The organism is Methylobacterium aerolatum, assembly GCF_022179085.1.
GTDB classification, from domain to species: domain Bacteria; phylum Pseudomonadota; class Alphaproteobacteria; order Rhizobiales; family Beijerinckiaceae; genus Methylobacterium; species Methylobacterium aerolatum.
In genome coordinates, this window is sequence record NZ_BPQE01000020.1 from 216580 (window position 1) to 236637 (window position 20058).

The 20058-nt window shown below is 70.6% G+C and carries 21 protein-coding genes and 1 other RNA gene; 6 read left to right on the plus strand and 16 right to left on the minus strand.

From position 1 onward, the window contains the following. From MFF06_RS14465 to MFF06_RS14475, 3 genes are all read right to left on the minus strand, one after another. Entirely contained in the window at positions 1–765 is a 765-nt protein-coding gene (locus MFF06_RS14465) for an N-acetylmuramoyl-L-alanine amidase (protein WP_238205013.1), read from the minus strand. Positions 766–769: 4 nt separating this feature from the next. Beyond that, entirely contained in the window at positions 770–1525 is a 756-nt protein-coding gene (locus MFF06_RS14470; RefSeq protein ID WP_238205015.1) for a TerB family tellurite resistance protein, read from the minus strand. A gap of 101 nt (positions 1526–1626) precedes the next feature. Beyond that, positions 1627–1896, minus strand: coding sequence for a YMGG-like glycine zipper-containing protein (locus tag MFF06_RS14475; protein WP_238205017.1), 270 nt, complete (start codon positions 1894–1896; stop codon positions 1627–1629). Positions 1897–2094: 198 nt separating this feature from the next. Between MFF06_RS14475 and MFF06_RS14480 the strand changes: the two genes are divergently transcribed. Genes MFF06_RS14480 through dapE form a run of 3 tightly spaced genes read left to right on the plus strand, consistent with a single transcriptional unit; the run spans position 2095 to position 4773 of the window. Then, positions 2095–2790 (plus strand): urease accessory protein UreE, encoded by a 696-nt coding sequence (locus MFF06_RS14480; protein ID WP_238205019.1) that lies wholly within the window; start codon positions 2095–2097, stop codon positions 2788–2790. Between the two features lie 40 nt (positions 2791–2830). Next, positions 2831–3568, plus strand: coding sequence for a CDP-diacylglycerol diphosphatase (locus MFF06_RS14485; RefSeq protein WP_238205021.1), 738 nt, complete (start codon positions 2831–2833; stop codon positions 3566–3568). A gap of 32 nt (positions 3569–3600) precedes the next feature. Next, the gene (gene dapE, locus MFF06_RS14490; RefSeq protein WP_238205024.1) at positions 3601–4773 is read left to right on the plus strand and encodes a succinyl-diaminopimelate desuccinylase; all 1173 of its coding nucleotides are present in this window, start codon (positions 3601–3603) and stop codon (positions 4771–4773) included. A gap of 61 nt (positions 4774–4834) precedes the next feature. Here dapE and truA read toward each other — a convergent pair whose 3' ends face one another. The 4 genes from truA to recR form a co-directional block, all read right to left on the minus strand. Beyond that, positions 4835–5587, minus strand: a complete 753-nt coding sequence (gene truA / locus MFF06_RS14495; protein ID WP_238205033.1) for a tRNA pseudouridine(38-40) synthase TruA — start codon at positions 5585–5587, stop codon at positions 4835–4837. Further along, a complete protein-coding gene (gene fmt, locus MFF06_RS14500) occupies positions 5587–6501 on the minus strand; it encodes a methionyl-tRNA formyltransferase (RefSeq protein ID WP_238205128.1) in 915 nt (304 codons plus the stop codon). The genes truA and fmt overlap by 1 nt, the downstream gene beginning before the upstream one ends. Positions 6502–6527: 26 nt before the next feature. Continuing rightward, the gene (locus MFF06_RS14505) at positions 6528–7043 is read right to left on the minus strand and encodes a peptide deformylase (protein ID WP_238205035.1); all 516 of its coding nucleotides are present in this window, start codon (positions 7041–7043) and stop codon (positions 6528–6530) included. An 85-nt stretch (positions 7044–7128) separates the two neighbouring features. Further along, on the minus strand, positions 7129–7734 hold the full coding sequence (gene recR, locus MFF06_RS14510) for a recombination mediator RecR (RefSeq protein ID WP_238205047.1): 606 nt from the start codon (positions 7732–7734) through the stop codon (positions 7129–7131). Positions 7735–8098: 364 nt separating this feature from the next. On the opposite strand from recR, the gene MFF06_RS14515 reads away from it, so the two are divergent. Continuing rightward, on the plus strand, positions 8099–9718 hold the full coding sequence (locus MFF06_RS14515) for a phosphoenolpyruvate carboxykinase (RefSeq protein WP_238205049.1): 1620 nt from the start codon (positions 8099–8101) through the stop codon (positions 9716–9718). A gap of 143 nt (positions 9719–9861) precedes the next feature. Here the strand turns inward: MFF06_RS14515 and MFF06_RS14520 are convergent, their stop codons facing one another. The 5 genes from MFF06_RS14520 to hmuQ all read right to left on the minus strand — a co-directional run bounded on the left by MFF06_RS14520 (position 9862) and on the right by hmuQ (position 14699). Beyond that, positions 9862–10185, minus strand: a complete 324-nt coding sequence (locus MFF06_RS14520; RefSeq protein ID WP_238205052.1) for a YbaB/EbfC family nucleoid-associated protein — start codon at positions 10183–10185, stop codon at positions 9862–9864. A gap of 60 nt (positions 10186–10245) precedes the next feature. Beyond that, positions 10246–12174, minus strand: coding sequence for a DNA polymerase III subunit gamma/tau (locus MFF06_RS14525; protein WP_238205054.1), 1929 nt, complete (start codon positions 12172–12174; stop codon positions 10246–10248). A 35-nt stretch (positions 12175–12209) separates the two neighbouring features. Continuing rightward, positions 12210–12308: signal recognition particle sRNA small type (gene ffs / locus MFF06_RS14530), an RNA gene on the minus strand. 185 nt (positions 12309–12493) lie between these two features. After that, complete coding sequence (locus MFF06_RS14535; protein WP_238205056.1) at positions 12494–13999, minus strand: undecaprenyl-phosphate glucose phosphotransferase; 1506 nt, start codon at positions 13997–13999, stop codon at positions 12494–12496. A gap of 397 nt (positions 14000–14396) precedes the next feature. Then, a complete protein-coding gene (gene hmuQ / locus MFF06_RS14540) occupies positions 14397–14699 on the minus strand; it encodes a heme-degrading protein HmuQ (RefSeq protein WP_238205058.1) in 303 nt (100 codons plus the stop codon). Between the two features lie 335 nt (positions 14700–15034). Here hmuQ and MFF06_RS14545 point away from each other — a divergent pair, with 335 nt between their 5' ends. Next, positions 15035–15505 (plus strand): helix-turn-helix domain-containing protein, encoded by a 471-nt coding sequence (locus MFF06_RS14545; RefSeq protein WP_306421664.1) that lies wholly within the window; start codon positions 15035–15037, stop codon positions 15503–15505. 36 nt (positions 15506–15541) lie between these two features. Here MFF06_RS14545 and MFF06_RS14550 read toward each other — a convergent pair whose 3' ends face one another. Genes MFF06_RS14550 through cbiE form a run of 4 tightly spaced genes read right to left on the minus strand, consistent with a single transcriptional unit; the run spans position 15542 to position 19285 of the window. Next, positions 15542–16861 carry a cobyrinic acid a,c-diamide synthase CobB gene (locus MFF06_RS14550; protein ID WP_238205060.1) on the minus strand — a complete coding sequence of 440 codons (1320 nt, stop codon included), beginning with the start codon at positions 16859–16861 and terminating at the stop codon, positions 15542–15544. Then, positions 16858–17646: a precorrin-4 C(11)-methyltransferase gene (gene cobM / locus MFF06_RS14555; protein ID WP_238205062.1), complete on the minus strand. Its 789-nt coding sequence runs from the start codon at positions 17644–17646 to the stop codon at positions 16858–16860. Before cobM ends, MFF06_RS14550 begins: the two co-directional genes overlap by 4 nt. Further along, complete coding sequence (locus tag MFF06_RS14560; protein ID WP_238205064.1) at positions 17643–18080, minus strand: cobalamin biosynthesis protein; 438 nt, start codon at positions 18078–18080, stop codon at positions 17643–17645. Before MFF06_RS14560 ends, cobM begins: the two co-directional genes overlap by 4 nt. Further along, the gene (cbiE, locus tag MFF06_RS14565) at positions 18059–19285 is read right to left on the minus strand and encodes a precorrin-6y C5,15-methyltransferase (decarboxylating) subunit CbiE (RefSeq protein ID WP_238205066.1); all 1227 of its coding nucleotides are present in this window, start codon (positions 19283–19285) and stop codon (positions 18059–18061) included. The genes MFF06_RS14560 and cbiE overlap by 22 nt, the downstream gene beginning before the upstream one ends. Positions 19286–19292: 7 nt before the next feature. Between cbiE and MFF06_RS14570 the strand changes: the two genes are divergently transcribed. Then, positions 19293–20045, plus strand: a complete 753-nt coding sequence (locus MFF06_RS14570) for a cobalt-precorrin-6A reductase (RefSeq protein ID WP_238205068.1) — start codon at positions 19293–19295, stop codon at positions 20043–20045. The last annotated feature ends 13 nt before the right edge of the window (positions 20046–20058 follow it).

Here is a 20058-nt window from a genome sequence, read left to right on the forward strand (position 1 = left end):
TCAGGCCGGGTGGGCGGGGAGTGCGGCCAGTAGGTCGCGGAGGGTGGTGATGGTCGAGGAATCGGCCACGCCGTCCACCCGGGCCTGCCGGAAATGGCGCTGGAAGGCCGTCACCACGGCGACGGTGCGGGCATCGAAGGTGCCGGTGACCGGGATCTCGTAGCCGTAGAGGCCGAACATCGCCTGGAGCGCCTCCACCGGTTGCCCGGAATCGCCCCCCGCGAAGAACCGTCCGTCGCGCAGGGGGGCGGGGGGCACGCAGTGGCCGAGCCCGGCCCCGGCGAGGCGCAGCCAGGGGAAGGTCTCGCCGGGATCTTCCTTCCGCTCGGGCGCCACGTCGGAATGGGCGAGCACCCGCTCCGGCGGGATGCCCCACCGCTGAGCGATGTCCAGGCCGAGCGCGATCACGGCGTCGATCTGCGCGTCCGGATAGGGCGGCAAGCCGCCGACATGGCCGGGATGGACGATCTCGATACCGATGGAGCGGGAGTTGATGTCGCTCACGCCCTTCCAGGACCCGGCCCCGGCATGCCACGCCCGCGCCGCCTCCGGCACGAGTTGAACGGTGCCGCCATCCTCGAAGACGACGTAATGCGCCGAGACCTCGCTCAAGGGGTCGCGCAGCCGCGCGAGGGCCGCCGCCCCGCTCTCCATGCCGGTATAGTGCAGGATCAGCATGTCCGGTCGAGGCCCGCGCCGGGGACCGTGGTTCGGCGAGGGGGCGACCTTGCGGGCGAGGGGCGTGTCGGGGGTAAGGGCGGGCATGGCGCTACCGGAGCCCGCGCTCGGCCACGATGAGATCGTAGGCGGCGTTGATCGCGGCAAGGCGTTGGCTCGCGATGGCGACCGCCTCGGGTGGTAGGCCGCGCGCCAGGGCACGGTCCGGATGGTGCTCGGAGACGAGACTGCGGTGGCGGGCCTTCACCGTGGCGTCGTCGGCATCGCGGTCGAGGCCGAGGGCTTGGTAGGGGTCGTCCTTCAGCCGGACGTGGCGAGCGGCGATGCGGCGAAAATCCGCGTCGTCGAAGCCGAAGATGGCAGAGACCGACCGGAGGTAGCGTTCCTCCGCCTCGTGAATCGCCCCGTCCGCCCCGGCGATCTGGAACAGGCCGTCCAGGGCGTCCTCCAGCAGGGCAGGCTCGTCGCCGAAAGTCGTCGCGAGCTGGTGCGCGTAGGCTTCGTAGCCGTCGGTGGTGCGCTTGGCGAGGTCGAACAGGCGGGTGACGCCGGCCTGCGCGGCGGGCTCCACATGCACCACCCGGCCGAAGGCCTCGATCTCGGAGGGCAGGACCACGCCGTCCGATTTCGCCATCTTGGCGGCCAGGGCCACGAGCCCGGTGGTGAAGATCACGTCGCGGGGCGTCGGGCCGAAGGGCGCGCCGACCCTGTCGACGAGGAAGTGGCCGGCGACGCCGCCGATCAGCGCGCCAAGGGGGCCGCCGACCGCAAGGCCGATCCCGGCTCCGCCGAGCTTTCCCCAAAGTCCGGAGCCAAGAGGCGGAGGCGTCCGGTTTTCGTCACTCATCGCGCGGCAGGGGGATCATCCGCCGGGATGCCCCGGCCGACACCGGATAAACCGGCGGCGCCCGGGGCGGAAGGGCCGGCGCGGGGCCGGCCCGGTGCGGATCAGCGGCAGTACACGTTGCCGTAGGGATCGCGGTAGGTGCCGTAGGGGCAACGCGGGGCCGTGGAGGCGCCCACGATGGCGCCGCCGGCGCCGCCGATGGCCGCACCCGCGAGGGCGCCGCCGGCCCGGCCGGTCGCCGCGCCGCCGATGGCCGCTCCGGCGAGGGCGCCGAGGCCCGCGCCGCCGAGCGCGCGGTCCTCAGGAGTGTTGCAGGCGCCGAGCGACAGCGCTGCGAGGCCGGCGAGGGCGGCCGCGAGGGTCTTCTTCATGGTTGAGACAACTCCCTTGTGCATCGGTTCCGGCGTTTTGCCGTTGTGGTGGCAGTTCGAGCTTAGCAGGAACGCAACGCGATCCCTACGGCCAAGGTTCCCTTGCCGAAAACAGCGCAGTTGCATCGTCTTCCCCTCCGGTCCTATGCCACCGCGAGGATGCGGCGCCGCCCTGCCGCCACTGCCCCGGAGGCGACCATGCTGAAAGCCACGATCATCGTCCGCCGCCCGGCGGTGCGCGCCGACCGCGTCGCCGACACGGTTGACCTCGACCATGCCGGGCGCGCGGCCCCGCCCGCCACCCTCACGGCCACGGGCGGCCTCGCCTTCGGCGTGGACCTGCCGAAGGCGGGGGCCCTGGAGGACGGGGATGCGCTGAAGCTGGAGGACGGTCGCCTCGTGGTGGTGCGGGCGCTGGCCGAGGATCTGCTGGAGGTCCGGGCCGAGAACCCGGCCCGCCTCATGCGCCTCGCCTGGCAACTCGGCGGCAACCACGTCGCGGCGGAGATCGGCGGCGACGTGCTCCTCGTCCCGGCCTCACCCGCCACCGCCGAACTGGTCCGCGGCCAGGGCTGCACCGCCACCCCGGTGAGCCGCGCCTTCCGGCCGGAGAAGATGGCGCACGATCACAGCACCTGCGGCCACGACCACGGTCACGACCACCACGATCACGATCACGATCACGATCACGATCACGATCACGATCACGATCACGGGCACGGGCACGGGCATTCGCACTCCCATGACCACGATCACGGTCACAGCCATGCGCACTCCCATGACCATGGTCATCATGATCATGCGCACGAGCATTCCCACACCCATTCGCAGGAACACGACCACTCGCACGCTCACCCGCACGATCACGACCATGGCCACCGGCATAACCACTGACGCCGGCCGGGGATGGCGGCGGGCCGGAGTCGCGGTGGCGATGGCCGGCCTTCTCGCCGTCCCCGCGACGGCGGCGCCGGATCCGACCCGCGACGTCCTCTGGATGGCGCTGAAGACCTGCGTGCTGGCCAAGAGGCTGGCGAACCGGACCTTTCCCTGCCTCGCGGTGGATCTCGGCGAGGGCGACCGGCCGGGGAGCGCGGTGCTGCGGGCGCCGGGCGAGCCGACCCATCTCGTCGTCATGCCGACCGATACGGTGAAGGGGCTCGAAGCGCCGATCCTGCGCGGTCCGCGCGGCACGGCCTACTGGCAGGCGGCCCTCGCCGCCCGGCGCTACGTCACGGAGGCGCTGAACGGCAGGGTGCCGGAGAACGATATCGGCCTCGCGGTCAACTCCGCGAAGGGGCGGAGCCAGGACCAGCTGCACATTCACCTCGATTGCCTGCGCCCGAAGGTCGTCGAGGCCCTGAATGCCCACGGGCGCGGGGTCGGCCCCCAGTGGAAGCCATTCCCCGTGCGCCTCGCGGGCGACCGCTTCCTCGCCCTGCGGGTAGCGGCGGCCGAGGTCGGTGCGTTCAATCCCTTCGCGGCGCTGGCGCGCCTGCCCGGCCGCCGGGACCTCACCCGCACGAGCCTCGCCGCCGTCGCCACCCGGCCGGACGATCCCGTGCCGGGACTCATCGTGCTGGCCTACCGCGCGCCGCTCGCGAGCGCGGAGGACATCATGGACCATACGTGCGCCGTCGCCGGACCCCGTCCCCCCCGCGCGACGGGGTGAGCCGGTCCGCGCCGCGAAACAGGATCGACGCGATGCCCTCGCCCACCGCCACCCCCACGGCCCTCGACCTCGCCCAGGCGCTGATCCGATGCCCCTCCGTCACGCCGGAGGATGCCGGGGCGCTCGATGTGGTGGCCGAGGCCCTGGCCTCCGCCGGGTTCGCCGTGGAACGCCCGGTCTTCTCGCAGGACGGGCACCCGGACACGCCGAATCTCTATGCCCGGATCGGCTCCGAAGGGCCGTGCCTCGTCTTCGCCGGCCACACGGACGTGGTGCCGGTGGGGGACGAGGCCGCGTGGCACCACGCCCCCTTCGACGCACGGATCGCGGACGGGATGCTCTACGGGCGCGGGGCGGCGGACATGAAGGGCGGCGTCGCCTGCATGATGGCGGCGGCGCTGGCCTTCGTGGCGCGGCGGGATGGCGGCTTTTCCGGCTCCATCGCCTTCCTCATCACCGGCGACGAGGAGGGTCCCGCCGTGAACGGCACGGTGAAGCTCCTCGATTGGGCGCGGGCGCGGGGCGAGCGCTTCACCCACTGCCTCCTCGGCGAGCCGACGAATCCCGGGCGCCTCGGCGAGATGATCAAGATCGGCCGCCGGGGTTCGCTGACGGGCAAGCTCACGGTGCTCGGCCGCCAGGGCCACGTCGCCTACCCGCACAAGGCCGAGAACCCGATCCCCGGCCTCCTGCGACTCACCAGCGCGCTGATCGCCGAACCCCTCGACGGCGGCACCGCCCATTTCGACGCCTCGAACCTGGAATTCACCACGATCGACGTGGGCAACACGGCCACGAACGTCATCCCGGCCACGGCGCGGGCGACCTTCAACATCCGCTTCAACGACGACTGGACGGCCGAGACGCTCGGCGCCGAGATCCGCCGGAGGCTCGACGCGGCGGCGGGCAATGCGGTGCGGTACCTCCTCGACCTCCAGCCCTCGAACTCCCCGGCCTTCCTCACCCGGCCGGACGCCTTCGTCGGCCTCGTCGCGGAGGCGATCCATGCCGAGACCGGGCTCACGCCGGTGCTTTCCACCACGGGCGGCACATCGGACGCCCGGTTCATCAAGGACGCCTGCCCGGTGATCGAGTTCGGCCTCGTCGGGGAGACGATGCATCAGGTCGACGAATGCGTGGCGGTGGCGGATATCGAGCGGCTGACCGCGATCTACGGGCGCGTGCTGGACGCGTATTTTCCTTAGCGTCTGGCCGGAAAGGCCGTTGCCCTGGATTGCTTCGCTTCGCTCGCAAGGACGGCGGCGGTCAGGCGTAATCCACCCCCACGAAGGTCAGCCCGCTGGCCGGTGCCAGCGGGCCGCAGCGGGTCTTGTCGCCGGTCGCGAGGATGTCGGCCACGTCGTCGGCCGTGAGGCGGCGGCATCCGGCGAGCATGAGGGTGCCCACCATCGCCCGCACCTGGTGGTGCAGGAACGAGCGGGCGCAGGTCGCGACCACGATCTCCTCGTGGAGGCCCATCCGCTCGCGGGTGACGTCGAGCTGCTCCAGTGTGCGCACGGGGCTGTTCGCTTGGCATTCGGCGGCGCGGAAGGCGGTGAAGTCGTGGCGACCGACGAGCCGCTGGGCCGCCTCGTGCATCAGGGCCGCGTCGAGTGCCCAGGGTACCTGCCAGACATGGGCGCGGGTCAGCGCCGCCGGGCTGCGCCGGTTGAGGATGCGGTAGCGGTAGTGGCGGCGGATCGCGGAATGGCGGGCGTCGAAGGTCTCGGGCACGATCTCGGCGGAGAGGACCGCCACCGGCTGCGGGCGCAGGTGGGCATTCAGGGCATCGCGGACGGTGTCGGTGCGCCACGCCTTCGCGAGGTCGGCATGGGCGACCTGGTGGATCGCGTGGACGCCCGCATCGGTGCGCCCGGCGCAGGTCAGGCGGACGCCCTCGCCGGAGAAGCGCAGGAACGCCGCCTCGATGGCGCCCTGGACGGTCGGATCGTCGGCCTGCCGTTGCCAGCCGCAGAAGGGGCCACCGTCGTACTCGATGACGAGCTTGTACCGGGGCATCAGCCGAGGCGCGCGCCCGGCGCCAGCCGCGCGCCGCGCACGAACTCGGCCCCGGTGGCGCTGCCGCCCTTGCCGGCCCGGCGCAGTTCCAACAGGCGCACGGCACCCGATCCGCAGGCGACGGTCGCCTCGCCGTCGAGCAGCGTTCCCGGCTCGCCCGCGCCCTGGGCGGGGAGGGCGCGCAGGACCTTCACGCGCTCCGGCCCCTTGCCGAGGTCGGCCTCGAAAAAGGCGCCGGGGAAGGGCGACAGGCCGTTGATGTGGGCGGCGACCTGATCCGCTGCCCGCGACCAGCCGATCCGCGCCTCCTCGTTGGTGATCTTGTGGGCGTAGGCGACGCCCTCCTCCGGCTGGGGCACGAAGGTGAGGGTCCCTTCGTCGAGGGCCTTCAGCGCCTCAGCGGTCAGGCCGGCGCCGAGGGGCATCAGCGCGTCGTGCAACTCGCCGGCGGTCATGCCCCCGGCGATCGGCACCCGGGCCTCCAGGGCGACGGGGCCGGTGTCGAGGCCCGCCTCCATCCGCATCACGCCGACGCCGCTCTCGGCGTCGCCCGCCATCACCGCCCGTTGGATCGGCGCCGCGCCCCGCCAGCGGGGAAGGAGCGAGCCGTGCAGATTGAGGCAGCCGTGGCGCGGCAGGTCGAGGATCGCCTGGGGCAGGAGCATCCCGTAGGCGACGACCACCGCCACGTCGGCATCGTGGCCCGCGAAGGTCGCGGCGGCCTCGGGCGTGCGCAGCGTCGATGGGGTCAGCACCGCGGCGCCGAGCTCCTCGGCCAGCGCGTGGACCGGGGAGGGGCGCAAGGCCATGCCCCGCCCGGCCCTGGCCGGGGCGCGGGTGTAGACGGCGGCGATGGTATGGCCGTCCTGCGCGAGGCGCGCCAGGGTCGGCACCGCGAAGTCCGGGGTGCCCATGAAAACGACGCGCACGGCCGGACGGCTCAGGCGGCGTCGCGCTTGGCCGCCTTGGTGAACTTCTTCACCACGCGGTCGCGCTTGAGCTTCGACAGGTGGTCGATGAACAGCACACCATTGAGATGGTCGATCTCGTGCTGGATGCAGGTGGCCAGCAGACCGTCGGCCTCGATCTCCTGCTCCTTGCCGTCGAGGTCGCGGAACTTCACCCGCACCCGGTCCGGCCGCTCGACCTCGGCGTAGTATTCCGGAATCGACAGGCAGCCCTCGTCGTAGACGCGCTTCTCCTCAGAGGACCAGACGATCTCCGGATCGAGGAAGACTCGCGGCTCGCGGGCATTCTCGTCCTTCGACGTATCGATGGTGACCACGCGCTTCAGGACGCCGATCTGGACCGCCGCCAACCCGACGCCGGGGGCGTCGTACATCGTCTCCAGCATGTCGGCGGCGAGCGTGCGGATCTCGGCGGTGACGGGCCCCACGGGCTCGGAGACCTGCTTCAGGATCGGGTCGGGAAGGGTCACGAGGGGGCGGATGGTCATGGCGTCACCGGTCGGGCGCCGGCGGGCGCCTCAATCTGTTGTGGCAATATGGCGATGGGGAAGGGTGGTCAAATGGCCACCCCGCTCAAAACGCCGTCCGGCTGCGGATGGCCGCCGACAGCGTGCCCTCGTCGAGGTAATCGAGTTCGCCACCCACCGGCACGCCGTGCGCGAGGCGGGTCACCTTCCGGTCGAGGTGGCGGATCGCCTCCGTGATGTAATGGGCGGTGGTCTGCCCATCGACGGTGGCGTTGAGGGCCAGGATCACCTCGCTCACCACGGGGTCGGCCGCCCGCTCCACCAGCCGGGCGATGTTGAGATGGTCCGGGCGCACCCCGTCGAGGGCGGAGAGGACGCCGCCGAGGACATGGTAGCGGGCGCGCACGGCCCCCGAGCGCTCCAGGGCCCAGAGGTCCGACACGTCCTCCACCACCACCAGCGTCGTCGGATCGCGGCCGGGATCCTGACAGACCGTGCACGGGTCCGAGGTATCGACGTTGCCGCAATTGCCGCACACGACGATGCGCTCGCAGGCGATCCGCATCGCCTCCGCGAGGGGGGCGAGGAGCGTCTCGCGCTTCTTGATCAGTTGCAGGGCGGCCCGGCGGGCCGAGCGCGGTCCCAGGCCGGGCATGCGGCCGAGCAATTGGATCAGGCGCTCGATTTCCGGGCCTGCGACGGCTTGGGGCATCGGTTCTCGCGATGTTTGAAACAAAACCGGCGTCTCGTAACGGTTCGCCGCTTTGCAAGTGATGGACTACCTATAGACGGGCAGTGGCTCGGCCGTTCAGGTTACCGACAGGTAGATGCAGACAGATTGCAGACGTTCCCGCGAGACTTGTTTAATTCCGGCTGGCGCTCATGTTGCGGGGTGTGGACCAAAGTTTTATTGACAGCGCGGCATAGCTGTTTACGCAACCGAGTAACGGTCGTGGAAGTGCCTGTTCCGGGATGTCCCGGCGCAGTGTGAGAGGCGTCCTTCGCCCCTTTGCGGGGCGAGGGCTGCATCCGGTTTCGAGATCGCGCGGCGCGCGGGTGCTCCTGGAGATTCGCTCTTGAACAACATCGGTGATCATAACGCGGCCCACGGCGCCGAGGCAGCGGGTTTTCGCGAGCTGAAGGCCGTCCACTGGAACTTCGAGGCTCCCCGTCTCTACGAGGAGGCCCTGACCCGCAAGGAGGGCGAACTCGCCCGCGGCGGCGCCTTCGTCGCCACCACCGGCTCCCATACCGGCCGTTCGCCAAAGGACAAGTTCGTCGTCCGCGACGCCTCCACCGAGAAGGAGGTGTGGTGGGACAACAACGGCGGCATCACGCCGGAGCAGTTCGAGACCCTGCGCCAGGATTTCCTGAAGCACGCCGAGGGCAAGGAGCTGTTCGCCCAGGACCTCTACGGCGGCGCCGACCCGGCCCACCGCGTCAAGGCGCGGGTGTTCACCGAATTCGCGTGGCACTCCCTGTTCATCCGCAACCTGCTGATCCGGCCGGACCGCTCGGAACTCGCGGCCTACGTGCCCGATATGACGATCATCGATCTGCCGAGCTTCCAGGCGGAGCCCGCCCGGCACGGTTGCCGCTCCAAGACCGTGATCGCCATCGACTTCTCCAAGAAGCTCGTGCTGATCGGCGGCACGGCCTACGCGGGCGAGATGAAGAAGTCGGTCTTCACCTACCTGAACTACATCCTGCCCGGCCAGGGCGTGATGCCGATGCACTGCTCGGCCAACGCGGCGCTCGACGCCGAGGGCGGCTCGGCGATCTTCTTCGGCCTGTCCGGCACCGGCAAGACCACCCTCTCGAACGATTCGTCGCGGCAGCTGCTCGGTGACGACGAGCACGGCTGGTCGAACGAGGGCATCTTCAACTTCGAGGGTGGCTGCTACGCCAAGACGATCCGCCTCTCGCGGAACGCCGAGCCCGAGATCTACGCCACCACCGAGCGTTTCGGCACGGTGATGGAGAACGTGGTCATCGATCCGCTGACCCGCGTGCCCGATTTCGACGACGCCTCGCGCACCGAGAACACCCGCTGCGCCTACCCCCTCGACTTCATCGCCAACGCGAGCAGCACCGGCCGGGCCGGGCATCCGAAGAACATCGTGATGCTCACCTGCGACGCCTTCGGCGTGATGCCCCCGATCGCCAAGCTCACCGGTGCCGAGGCGATGTACCACTTCCTCTCGGGCTACACCGCCAAGGTGGCCGGCACCGAGCGCGGCCTGACCGGGCCGGAGGCAACCTTTTCCACCTGCTTCGGCGCGCCCTTCATGCCGCGCCACCCGAGCACCTACGGCAACCTGCTGCGCGATCTCATCGCCAAGCACAGCGTCGATTGCTGGCTCGTCAACACCGGCTGGACCGGCGGCGGCGTCGGCACCGGCCGCCGGATGCCGATCCGCGTGACCCGCCGCCTGCTCTCGGCCGCCCTGGACGGCTCGCTGTCGAACGCCGAGTTCCGCCGCGACCCGTATTTCGGCTTCGCGGTGCCGGTCTTCGTGCCGGGCGTCGAGCCCCACATCCTCCAGCCGGTGAAGACCTGGGGCAACAAGAGTGCCTTCGTCGAGACGGCGGCCCGCCTCGTGAAGATGTTCGAGGACAACTTCAAGCGGTTCGAGGACCACGTGGATTCCGACGTCCGCGCCGCCGGGCCGAGCGCCCAGGCGATCGCGGCGTAATCCTCACCGGCGGCGCCTTCGTGGCGCCGCCGACCTCGCCGTCATTGCGGGCATCGGCGGGGCAATCGAGGGACGCGCGACACTCGAAAAGGGTCCCGCTGTCCAGGATTGCTTCGCTACGCTCGCAATGACGGCGCGTGCGTTTAGAACGGCAGCTTCATGCCCGGAGGCAGCGGCAGGCCCTTGGTCAACTCGGCCATGCGCTCCTGCATGGTCGTCTCGGCCTTGCCCCGGGCGTCGTTGCAGGCGGCGACGATCAGGTCCTCGAGGATTTCGCGCTCGTCGGCGACCATGAGGGCCGGATCGATCTGGATCGTCTTCAAGTGGCCCTTGGCGGTCATCGTCACCCGCACGGAGCCGCCGCCCGAGGCGCCCTCCACCTCCACGGTGTCGAGTTCCGACTGGATGTTGGCCATCTTCTCCTGCATGGCCTGGGCCTGCTTCATGATGCCCATTAGATCGCGCATGCTCGGCTCCTTCCTCGTAAGGTGACAGCGACGTCCCGGCCGCCGGGCGGCCGGATCGTCCTACAGGTCGTCGTCTTCCGCTTCCTCGACCCGCGCCGCGTCGGCATCGCCCAGGATCTCCTGCTCGGCGGTCGGACGGGCCTCGGCGGCGGTCTCGCGCACATCGACGATCTCGGCGCCGGGGAAGCGACTCAGCGCCTCCCGCACGAAGGGATCGGCCGCCGCGTTCTCCCGGCGGGTCTCGGTGGCGGCGCGGATGTCCTCCGCAAGCGTCGGCGCGCCTTCCTCCTGGGACAGGGCGACGATCCAGCGCCTGCCCGTCCAGGCGGTCAGGGCGGCGGAGAGGTCGCCGGCGAGGCTGGCCCGGCCGCCCTGGGCAAGGCGCATCTCGATCCGCCCCTCCTCGAAACGCACGAGGTGCACCTCCCGCTCCAGGGAGGTTTTCAGGAGGATGTCGCGCTTGGCGTCGGCCAGGGCCACCACGTCCTCGAAGCGGGCGAGGCGCGGCCCGGAGGCGGGCGCCGGCTGCCGGGCGGGTGCCGGCCGCGACAGGGCCTGTGCGGCCTGCTGCATCACCGGTGCGGGCCCCTCGGCAACGGCACGCAGGTCCGCGCGGGGCGGGGCCTCGGCCTCGCGCAAGATCTCGGGCCTCGCTTCCGGGCGGGCCGAGGGCACGAGGGTCCGGGCGACCTCCTGGCGGATCTCCTGCCGCGGCGCGGCGGGGAGCACCGGGCGGGACGGCTCCGATCCGGCGGGCTCCGCATCGGCCTCGTCCCGCAGGCGGCGGAGCATCTCGTCCGGGGTCGGCAGGTCGGCGGCGTAGGCGAGGCGCACGATCGCCATCTCCGCCGCCGCCAGCGGCCGGGGCGCGGACTGCACCTCGGGGATCGCCTTGAGCAGGATCTGCCACGCCCGCGAGAGCGCCCGCGTGGAGAGCTTCTCCGCGAAGTCGGCGCCGCGCAGCCGCTCGGTCTCGCTGAGCGTGGGGTCGGCGGCGGCCTCGGGCACGATCTTGAGGCGGGTGACGAGGTGGGTGAAGGCCGCGAGGTCCGCCATCACCACGGCCGGGTCGGCCCCGGCATCGTACTGCGCCCGCAATTCGGCGAAGGCCGCCGGCACGGCGCCGCGCATCACGGCCTCGAACAGGTCGACCACCCGCGCCCGGTCGGCGAGGCCGAGCATGTCGCGCACGCCCCCGGCCGTGACGGCGCCGGCCCCGTGGGCGATCGCTTGGTCGAGGAGGGACAGCGAATCGCGCACCGAGCCCTCGGCCGCCCGCACCAGGGCGTTCAGGGCCTCCTCTTCCACCGGTACGCCCTCGGCCTCGCAGATGCGGGCGAGGTGGGCACGCAATACCGGCGCCTCGACCCGGCGCAGGTCGAAGCGCTGGCAGCGCGAGAGGATCGTCACCGGGACCTTGCGGATCTCCGTGGTGGCGAACACGAACTTGGCGTGGGGCGGAGGCTCCTCCAGCGTCTTCAGGAAGGCGTTGAACGCCTTCTCCGAGAGCATGTGGACCTCGTCGACGATGTAGACTTTGTAGCGCGCCGAGACCGGCCCGTAGCGGATGCCGTCGATGATGGCGCGCACGTCGTCGATGCCGGTATGCGAGGCGGCATCCATCTCCAGCACGTCCATGTGCCGGGATTCCATGATCGCCGTGCAGTGCAGGCCGAGTTCCGGCATGTCCACGGTCGGCCCGGTATCGGGGACGCCGGCGCGGGCGTAGTTCAGGCCGCGGGCCAGGATGCGGGCGGTGGTGGTCTTGCCGACGCCGCGGACGCCCGTGAGCATCCAGGCCTGGGGAATGCGCTTGGCCGCGAAGGCGTTGCCGAGCGTCCGGACCATGGCCTCCTGGCCGATCAGGTCGCCGAAATGCGTGGGGCGGTACTTGCGCGCCAGGACCCGGTAAGGCGTCGCCTGCGGCGGCGGGGCTGTGAAACCGGGAAGTCCCGGCTCGTCGTCAGGCGTGCCGGTCGGAGCGTCCATGCCGTATCGGATTCGGGAGCCGCGCCCTATCGGGAAGGTGGGAGGCTGGACAGAGACCCGCTCGGTCTCGTTAGGGCTGCTTCCTTCCGGACCTGACCCGGTTGGCGAGTGAAACGTCCCCCGCCAACCCCCCGCCGGCTATATGGCCGGGACGCTCCGCGAACGCAAGCCGCCTGTGCATCCCGGGCCGGGGGAGCCCCGTCGCATCGCAGCCGCCGGGAGCGGTGGCCGATCGGATCTGGCTGCGCCCGTCGAGGGTTCCCTCGTCGTTTTCGCCCACGCAGCCGGAGCTTGGCGCGAGCGTGGTCGGCTCCGGCGTCTAGAACGCGTTGCGGTAGGCCCGCCGCGAGACGACCGTCAGGATCAGGATGTGGATGTCTGACCAGATCGACCAGTTGTCGATGTAGTGGAGGTCGTGGGCGACCCGGGCGGCCATGGCCTCGTCGGTCAGGGTTTCCCCGCGCAGGCCGTTGACCTGCGCCCAGCCGGTGATGCCCGGCTTCACGTTGTGGCGGCGGGCGTAGAGGGCAATCCGCCGCTCAAAGCTCCTGTCGTGGGCCAGCGCATGGGGCCGCGGGCCGACCAGGGACATGTCGCCGCGCAGCACGTTCACGAGTTGCGGCAACTCGTCGAGGTTCGTGCGCCGCAGGAGCGCGCCGACCCGCGTGATCCGGCTGTCGTTGCGCGACGCCTGCCGGAACACCGCTTCGCTCCCCACCCGCATGGAGCGGAACTTGAAGACGTCGAAGGGCTGCTGGTTGAAGCCGTAGCGGCGCTGGCGGAAGATCACCGGGCCGGGGCTGTCGAGCTTGATCGCCGCCGAGACGACGATGAGCAGGGGCAGCAGGGCCATCAGGGCCAGGAACGCGAGGATCGCGTCGAAGCAGCGCTTGAGGGCGATCTCGCCGAGGTTCAGCGGGCGGCGGCCGACATTGATCCCCTGCACGCGGCCGATGCGCGTCACCTGCATCTCGGGGAACCGGTCGAGCATCGTCCCGGGCCGCAGGTGAAGGGCCGCCGGGACGCGCAGGAACGCGTCGATGCAGCGTTCGACCTCCCCGGCCTCCGCCCAGGGGACCAGGACGAAGATGTCGTCCGGCCGCAGGAAGCGGATCACCGAGACGGCGAGGTCGAGATCCTCCTGCAACTGCTCCGCCCGGACCTGCGCCTCCACCCGGGAATCGGGGCGCCGCAGGTAGCTCGTGCCGACGATCCGCAGGCCCGGCCCCGTGGTCCCGTGGGTCGCGTGGAAGCGCTGGATGTCCTCTTCGTAGCCGACGAGGTGAACGCGGCTGACCGTCGGTGAGCCAGCATCGAGGGTGCGGCCGATGACGTGCATCACAGCCAGCCGCCCGGCGAACAGCGCGGGCAAGCCGACGACGAAGATCACGATCGAGACGAGGCGGGAATAATCGGTGGTCGTCTTGGTGAGGAAGCCGACGACCAGCACCGCCGCCCAAGCAACCAGCCACAGGGACACGACGTCACGCAGGGCCGCTCGTCCGGCGAGCAGGCGCTCCAGGCCGTAATCCCCCCGCAATGCATTGGTGGTGAGGATGATCAGGCTGAGGATCGCGGCAACTTGGATGCCCCGCGTTTCCATTGGCCAAGTCTGATTGTTCAGGAAGGCAAGGTCATAGGTGAGCTCGCCCGCAAGCGTCACGGTGGCAATGGCCAGGAGATCCGCGAGCGCGGCCCCGCCCGACAGCAGCGCCCGGTGGAAGGCTCGCCTGCGCTGCGGCAGCACCGCGTCCCACGCCCGCTTCCGCCGTGCGGGCACCACGGGAACCGCTTGGTGCCAGTGAGTGATACGCTCTTGCAGCATCACGATGCCTGTCCCATCCCAACCGGCGAATGTACCGTTCCGAAACAGTCACGCTGTCAGACGCGGCCTTTGCCGGTGTTCGGAGCAAACCGCGCGCCTGACAGTCGTCTTCGTCCAGCATCGCGCCGGACCAGCCTACGGGATCCCTCCCGGATCTGACGTCCGATCGAGCGCGAAGGCCCGCCGTGTCGAAGGCGGTACCCGTTCCCGCTCCGGTTCAGGGATGGATATGCGGTAGGGCCGCTGCGGAAAATTCGCAATTTGTGCGGAATACTTAACGGCTCTGCAATCTGCCGTTCTGTTCGCGGCGTGGCGCGGACGAATTGAAGACCACGAGGATCACGTGAATAGGCGACGGGGTAGGCGCAATACTTGTTCTACCCCGTCGCAGTGTACGTTATTCCACCGTCTCGAAACCCTCGAACTGCGGGTGGCCGAGATAAAGAGGCCGGCTCGAAGGCGCTCGGCTGTGCGCCTTGCGAAACTGTTCAGACCTCGTCCAGCTCTCGAAATCGGCCTTGGTCCGCCAAACCGTATGGGATGCATAAAGGATATGATCGTCATAGGTCGGGCCGCGCAGTAGATGGAACTCGACGAAACCTTCCATTTCACTGAGATGAGAGTCGCGTCCTAGCCAGACGGCCTCGAACTCGCTCGCCGCGTCATTGACGACCTTGAAGCGGTTCATCGCGATAAACATGAGTGAATGCCTTTCTTTAGGGGTCGTGCTCGGGATGCAGGTGACTAATGAAATATTATGACATTAAATTTTGAGCCGTTTCGTGTCACTATCTGTGTCAAGCTATTGGCAGAAGTATTGCTACTATAAAATCGACTTGCCGTAACTAGATCGGTTAGAAATCGATGTTTTAAACCAGAAGGTGTATCGAAACACTTGCGTTGCTCCAAGATTTCGGTTTTTTAGGAGTGGCTTCAGGGGCCTGGTGCGATTCGCCAATTGGCGATACGGAAGCCGAAGATTTGTCAGGCCAAATGGGGTGTGGTCCGGTGGGGAGTCATGACGGGGTGACGAAGATGACAGATCTGCAACATAAGGTCGGGCTGCCCTCGGGCACGGAGACGGCGCCTCCCTCAATGCCAAAACAAACGACCGACGTGGATCGCTTGGTGGGTCTGCGCATCACCGCCCTTCGCAAGGCACGGGGGTTGAGCCAGACTGCACTAGGTAATGCGGTCGGTGTCACCTTCCAGCAGGTCCAGAAATACGAGAAGGGCCAGAACCGCGTCGGCGCCGGCCGTCTCCGCGAGATCGCACGACTGCTCGAAGTGCCGGTGTCGGCCTTCTTCGAGGACAGCAACAATCCCGACAGCCCCCAGGAAGACGTGTTCGGCTTCCTCAACGCCCAGGGCGCCGTGGAGCTCTTGCGAGCCTACACGCAGATACAGGACGACCAGATGCGTCGCGATGTCCTCGCCCTGGTGCGGAGCGCTGCCCGCCTCGCCCATCTGCGCCTGACCACGCCGGAGCTCGTGACCCACAACTGAGTTCGGCCGCCGAGCCCTGGCGGGGATGGTCCCCCGTCAGGGCTCGGCCGAAATCAGGTGGAAGAAGCTCCCCGTGACATGGCCCACGCGATGCCCGGCCATGCCGAGATCGGTTCCCTCCGCGTCCGTGATGGCGGCGAAGGCGTTTCCCGCATCCGGCGGCGGCGACAACTCGCTGGCATAGTGAAATTCGTGACCGACGAGGCATGCACCCCGGCGGCCCAGCACACCCTGCTCCAGCAGCCGCGCGACGCGGTAGCCGAGATGCAGCTTGCGGCGGCGATAGGAGGTCGCCACCGGCAGCAGCCCCAGCATCGGGTGGGCCACCCCTTCGGCATCCTCGATGGACTGGCCGAGGACCATGTATCCGCCGCACTCGCCATGGACCGGCCGGGTCCGCGCGAAGTCCCTCACCCCACCGAGGAAGCGGCCCGCGGCGGCCAGCGGCCCCGCATGAAGCTCCGGATAGCCGCCCGGAAGCCAGCAGGCATCGCAATCGGCCGGGGGCGCCTCGTCCGCCAGGGGTGAGAAGGGTCGCAATTCCGCCCCGGCGGCGCGCCAGCCGATCTCCATATGCGGGTAGAGAAAGCTGAAGGCGGCGTCCTGCGCGATGGCGATCCGCTGGCCGGGGGGCACGAGGGCCTGTGTCGCGGCGACCTCAGGAATGTGCCCGCCCGCCGTGGCCACCAGCGCATCGAGGTCGATTCCACCCTCGGCGAGGTCGGCCAAGCGTTCCAGGCGGGCCTCAAGATCAGCGGTCTCTCCGGCTTGGACCAACCCGAGATGCCGTTCCGGGAGGACGAGGTTCGCGTCCCGTGACAGTGCGCCGAGGATCGGGATTCCCGCCCGCTCCATCCCCGCCTCCACGAGGCGTCGGTGCCGGGCGCTGGCGACCTTGTTGAGGATGACCCCCGCGATAATCAGGCGCGGATCGTAGGCGCGGCACCCCAGCGCCACGGCGGCCGCCGATTGCGCGGCGCCCGAGACGTCCACCACCAGCACCACCGGCCAGCGGTAGCGGGCTGCGATGTCGGCGTTGGCGCCGGTGCGTTCCGGCGCCGCGCGGACGCCGTCGAAGAGGCCCATCGACCCCTCCGCGATCACGATCTGCGCCTCGCGGGCCGCGGCGCAGGCCAAGCCGTCGAGGAGGGGCGGCGCCATGGCGAAGCTGTCAAGGTTGAGGCTCGGTTCACCCGTGGCGGCGCGATGGAAGGCCGGGTCGATGTAGTCCGGCCCGCATTTCGCGCCCCGGACACGCAGGCCCCGGCGCCAGAGAGCGCGCATCACGGCCAGCGTCACCGTGGTCTTGCCGGATCCGGAGCGTGGCGCGGCGATCAGGAGCCCGGGCGCGCTCACGCTTCCCCTCCGCCGGCCTGGCCCACCGCGCCTCCGGGGCGGAAGCGGCGGTCGTAATCGGGTGCGTAGAGAGCGCTCTCGCGAAATTGAGCGGCGTCGAGGGCAGGGCCGACGAAAATAAGCGCGGTTCTTTCCAGTCGTGCATCGACGGCAAGTTGTGCAATCCGGTCGAGGCGCGAGCAAATGACGGTTTCATCCGGCCAGGAGGCGCGAAACACCACGGCCGCGGGGCACTCGGGCCCGTAGAAAGGCAGTAATTCCCGCGCAACCTGCTCGATCACATGGATCGAGAGATGCACCGCCAGGGTGGCACCGGTCGCGGCGAAGGCCGACAGGCGCTCCCGCTCGGGCATCGCGCTGGCCCGGCCGGAAGTGCGGGTCAGCACGACGGATTGCGCGAGGCCCGGGACAGTAAGTTCGCGCTTAAGCGCCGCCGCCGCCGCCGCGAAGGCCGGCACGCCGGGGGTCAGGGTGTAGGGGATCCCGAGCCGCTCGAGGCGGCGCAGCTGTTCGGCCAGCGCGCTCCAGATCGAGAGGTCGCCGGAATGCAGACGGGCCACGTCGTGGCCCGCCGCGTCGGCGGCCTCGATCTCGGCCATGATCGCATCGAGGGAAAGGGGTGCGGTGTCGACGATCCGCGCGCCCTCGGGGCACCACGAGAGAATCTCGGGCGCCACGATGGAGCCTGCATAGAGGCAGACCGGGCAGGCGGCGAGGCGGTCGCGCCCGCGCACCGTGATCAGGTCGGCCGCGCCGGGACCGGCGCCGATGAAATGGACCGTCATGCGCCGATGCTCTCGCGGGTTTCGCCGCCGAAAGCCAGCGCGCAGGTGACGCTGCCCCCCGAAACTCGCGGGACGGCGAGGGTCCCGCCCGGCCCCGCGCCGGCGAGGGCCGCCGCCTCGCACAGGCAGCCGACGCCGCGCAGGGCTTCGATGCGGGCCGAGCGGGTTCGCACGCGCCCGTCGCAGGCGGCGAGGTGAAGCGGTGCGATGCCCGTGGGGACGAGGCCGAAGGTTGCCGCCGCCGCGACGAGGGCGGGGTCCTCCGCCCGATCTTCGGCCGTCGCGATCATCCGCAGGGCCCCCGGCGCGGAACCGGCCTCGGCCAGGGCGTGCCGGATCAGCCCTTCGATCTCCGGGGCGGTCGCGCTGCGGCGAAAGCCGATTCCGGCGATGAGCGGCCAGGCCGGGGCCGTCACGGCTTCGACCACACCCATTGCGTCACCGGCATCGCCGACCGCCAGCCGTGAAGGCCGCCGACCGCCCCGGCGCGGGCGATGGCGAGACGGCGGAGGACGCCGCCATGGGCCGCGTACGACGCGAGCAGGACGGCCTCGCCTTCGAGGGTCACCGCGTTGGCGACCAGCCGACCGGAGGGGCGCAGGGCGAGCCTCGCCGCATCGAGCAGGCCGGGCTCGGAGACGCCCCCGCCGACGAACACGGCGTCGGGGGCGGGGAGGCCGGCCAGGGCGTCGGGAGCGGGGCCTGTCACCACCGCGAGGTCTGGCACGCCGAAAGACGAGGCGTTCCGGCGGATGCGCTCCGCCCGGTCGGGCCGCGCCTCGATCGCCGTCGCCCGAAGGGAGGGGCCGCGCAGCATCCACTCGATCGAGACCGAGCCCGCCCCGCCGCCGATATCCCAGAGGTGCAGGCCGGGCCGCGGGCGAAGGGCCGAGAGGGTCACGGCGCGGATCTCCGCCTTGGTGAGCTGCCCGTCATTCTCGAACAGCCCGTCGTCGAGGCCGGGGGCCAGGGGCAGGCCCTCGGCCTCTCCCTCCACCGCGAGGGCGAGGGTGTTCAGGGGATCGATGCCGTCGAGGGCGAAGGCGGCGGCCTCGGTCGCGCGGATGCGCTCGCGGGGGCCGCCCATCGCCTCCAGCACGGTGATCCGGGTCTGGCCGAACCCCTTCAGGGTGAGCAGGGCCGCCAAGGCGGCGGCGGTCGATCCATCCCAGGACAGGACCAGCAGCCGCGCCCCGGGGCGAAGGTGCGGGACGATCCGCTCCAGCGCCCGCCCGTGCAGGGTCACGAGTCCGCATTCGGCGAGCGGCCAGCCGAGCCGCGCGCAGGCGAGGCTGAAGGCCGAGGGCTGCGGGTACGCCGCGATCTCGGCAGCCGGCACCAGGCGGGCGATCTCGGCGCCGATGCCGTAGTGGAACGGGTCGCCCGTGGCGAGCAGGCAGGTCGGGCGACCGCGCCGGGCGAGGATGCCGGGGTAGGCGTCGTGGATCGGGCTTGGCCACGGCCGGGCCTCGGCGGCGAAGGGCGCCGCGAGCGCGAGGTGGCGGCGCCCGCCATAGACCACCTCCGCTCCGTCGAGGGCGGCGGCGGCGGCCGGGGAAAGTCCCGTGCGGCCATCCTCGCCGATCCCGACGATGGTCAGCCAGCGCGCGCTCGACTCGGGGGCGTCAGAGGCAGACAAGGCGGCCATGTCCGAACACGGAAAGCGACTTCTGGTCCTCGGCGGAACCACGGAGGCCACCGCCCTCGCGAGTCTCCTCGCGCGCGAGGAGCGATTCGCCGTGATCCTGTCCCTCGCCGGGCGCACCCGCGCGCCGGTCGCGCCGCCCGTGCCGGTGCGGGTCGGCGGCTTCGGCGGCGTGGACGGTCTGGCCCGCTTCCTGACGGAGGAGCGGATCGACCGGCTGATCGACGCGACCCATCCCTTCGCCGCGCGCATCTCCGCCAACGCGGCCGAGGCCGCGCGGCGCGTCGGCGTGTCTCTGCTCGCCATCCGCCGCCCGGCTTGGGTTGCCGAACCGGGCGACCGTTGGACCGAGGTCGCCGACATGGCGGCGGCGGCCGAAGCCCTGGGCGAGCGGCCGCGCCGGGTGTTCCTCACCATCGGCCGCCAGGAGGTGGCGGCCTTCGCGGCGGCTCCGCAGCACGCCTACGTGGTGCGCAGCATCGAGCCCATCGGCGACACGCTGCCGGTGCCGCGCCTGCGCACCATCGAGGCCCGAGGCCCCTTCGACGCGGAGGCAGAGGCGGCGCTGATGCGCGAGGCGGGGATCGAGACCGTGGTGAGCAAGAACGCGGGCGGCGCGGCGACCTTCGGCAAGATCCTGGCTGCGCGCCATCTCGGCCTGCCGGTGGTGATGGTCCGCCGTCCCGCCAAGCCGGAGGTCCCCAGCGTGCCGGACGCCGCGGGCGCGCTGGCGTGGCTGCGGATCGGGGAATGAGGGCGCGCGCTTC

Bases quoted from the DNA above. Each gene is read 5' to 3' on its own strand.
- MFF06_RS14465 (WP_238205013.1), bottom strand. From the start codon at position 765: ATGCCCGCCCTTACCCCCGACACGCCCCTCGCCCGCAAGGTCGCCCCC.
- MFF06_RS14470 (WP_238205015.1), bottom strand. From the start codon at position 1,525: ATGAGTGACGAAAACCGGACGCCTCCGCCTCTTGGCTCCGGACTTTGG.
- MFF06_RS14475 (WP_238205017.1), bottom strand. From the start codon at position 1,896: ATGAAGAAGACCCTCGCGGCCGCCCTCGCCGGCCTCGCAGCGCTGTCG.
- MFF06_RS14480 (WP_238205019.1), top strand. From the start codon at position 2,095: ATGCTGAAAGCCACGATCATCGTCCGCCGCCCGGCGGTGCGCGCCGAC.
- MFF06_RS14485 (WP_238205021.1), top strand. From the start codon at position 2,831: ATGGCCGGCCTTCTCGCCGTCCCCGCGACGGCGGCGCCGGATCCGACC.
- dapE (WP_238205024.1), top strand. From the start codon at position 3,601: ATGCCCTCGCCCACCGCCACCCCCACGGCCCTCGACCTCGCCCAGGCG.
- truA (WP_238205033.1), bottom strand. From the start codon at position 5,587: ATGCCCCGGTACAAGCTCGTCATCGAGTACGACGGTGGCCCCTTCTGC.
- fmt (WP_238205128.1), bottom strand. From the start codon at position 6,501: ATGGGCACCCCGGACTTCGCGGTGCCGACCCTGGCGCGCCTCGCGCAG.
- MFF06_RS14505 (WP_238205035.1), bottom strand. From the start codon at position 7,043: ATGACCATCCGCCCCCTCGTGACCCTTCCCGACCCGATCCTGAAGCAG.
- recR (WP_238205047.1), bottom strand. From the start codon at position 7,734: ATGCCCCAAGCCGTCGCAGGCCCGGAAATCGAGCGCCTGATCCAATTG.
- MFF06_RS14520 (WP_238205052.1), bottom strand. From the start codon at position 10,185: ATGCGCGATCTAATGGGCATCATGAAGCAGGCCCAGGCCATGCAGGAG.
- MFF06_RS14525 (WP_238205054.1), bottom strand. From the start codon at position 12,174: ATGGACGCTCCGACCGGCACGCCTGACGACGAGCCGGGACTTCCCGGT.
- MFF06_RS14535 (WP_238205056.1), bottom strand. From the start codon at position 13,999: ATGCTGCAAGAGCGTATCACTCACTGGCACCAAGCGGTTCCCGTGGTG.
- hmuQ (WP_238205058.1), bottom strand. From the start codon at position 14,699: ATGTTTATCGCGATGAACCGCTTCAAGGTCGTCAATGACGCGGCGAGC.
- MFF06_RS14545 (WP_306421664.1), top strand. From the start codon at position 15,035: ATGACAGATCTGCAACATAAGGTCGGGCTGCCCTCGGGCACGGAGACG.
- cobM (WP_238205062.1), bottom strand. From the start codon at position 17,646: ATGACGGTCCATTTCATCGGCGCCGGTCCCGGCGCGGCCGACCTGATC.
- MFF06_RS14560 (WP_238205064.1), bottom strand. From the start codon at position 18,080: ATGGGTGTGGTCGAAGCCGTGACGGCCCCGGCCTGGCCGCTCATCGCC.
- MFF06_RS14570 (WP_238205068.1), top strand. From the start codon at position 19,293: ATGTCCGAACACGGAAAGCGACTTCTGGTCCTCGGCGGAACCACGGAG.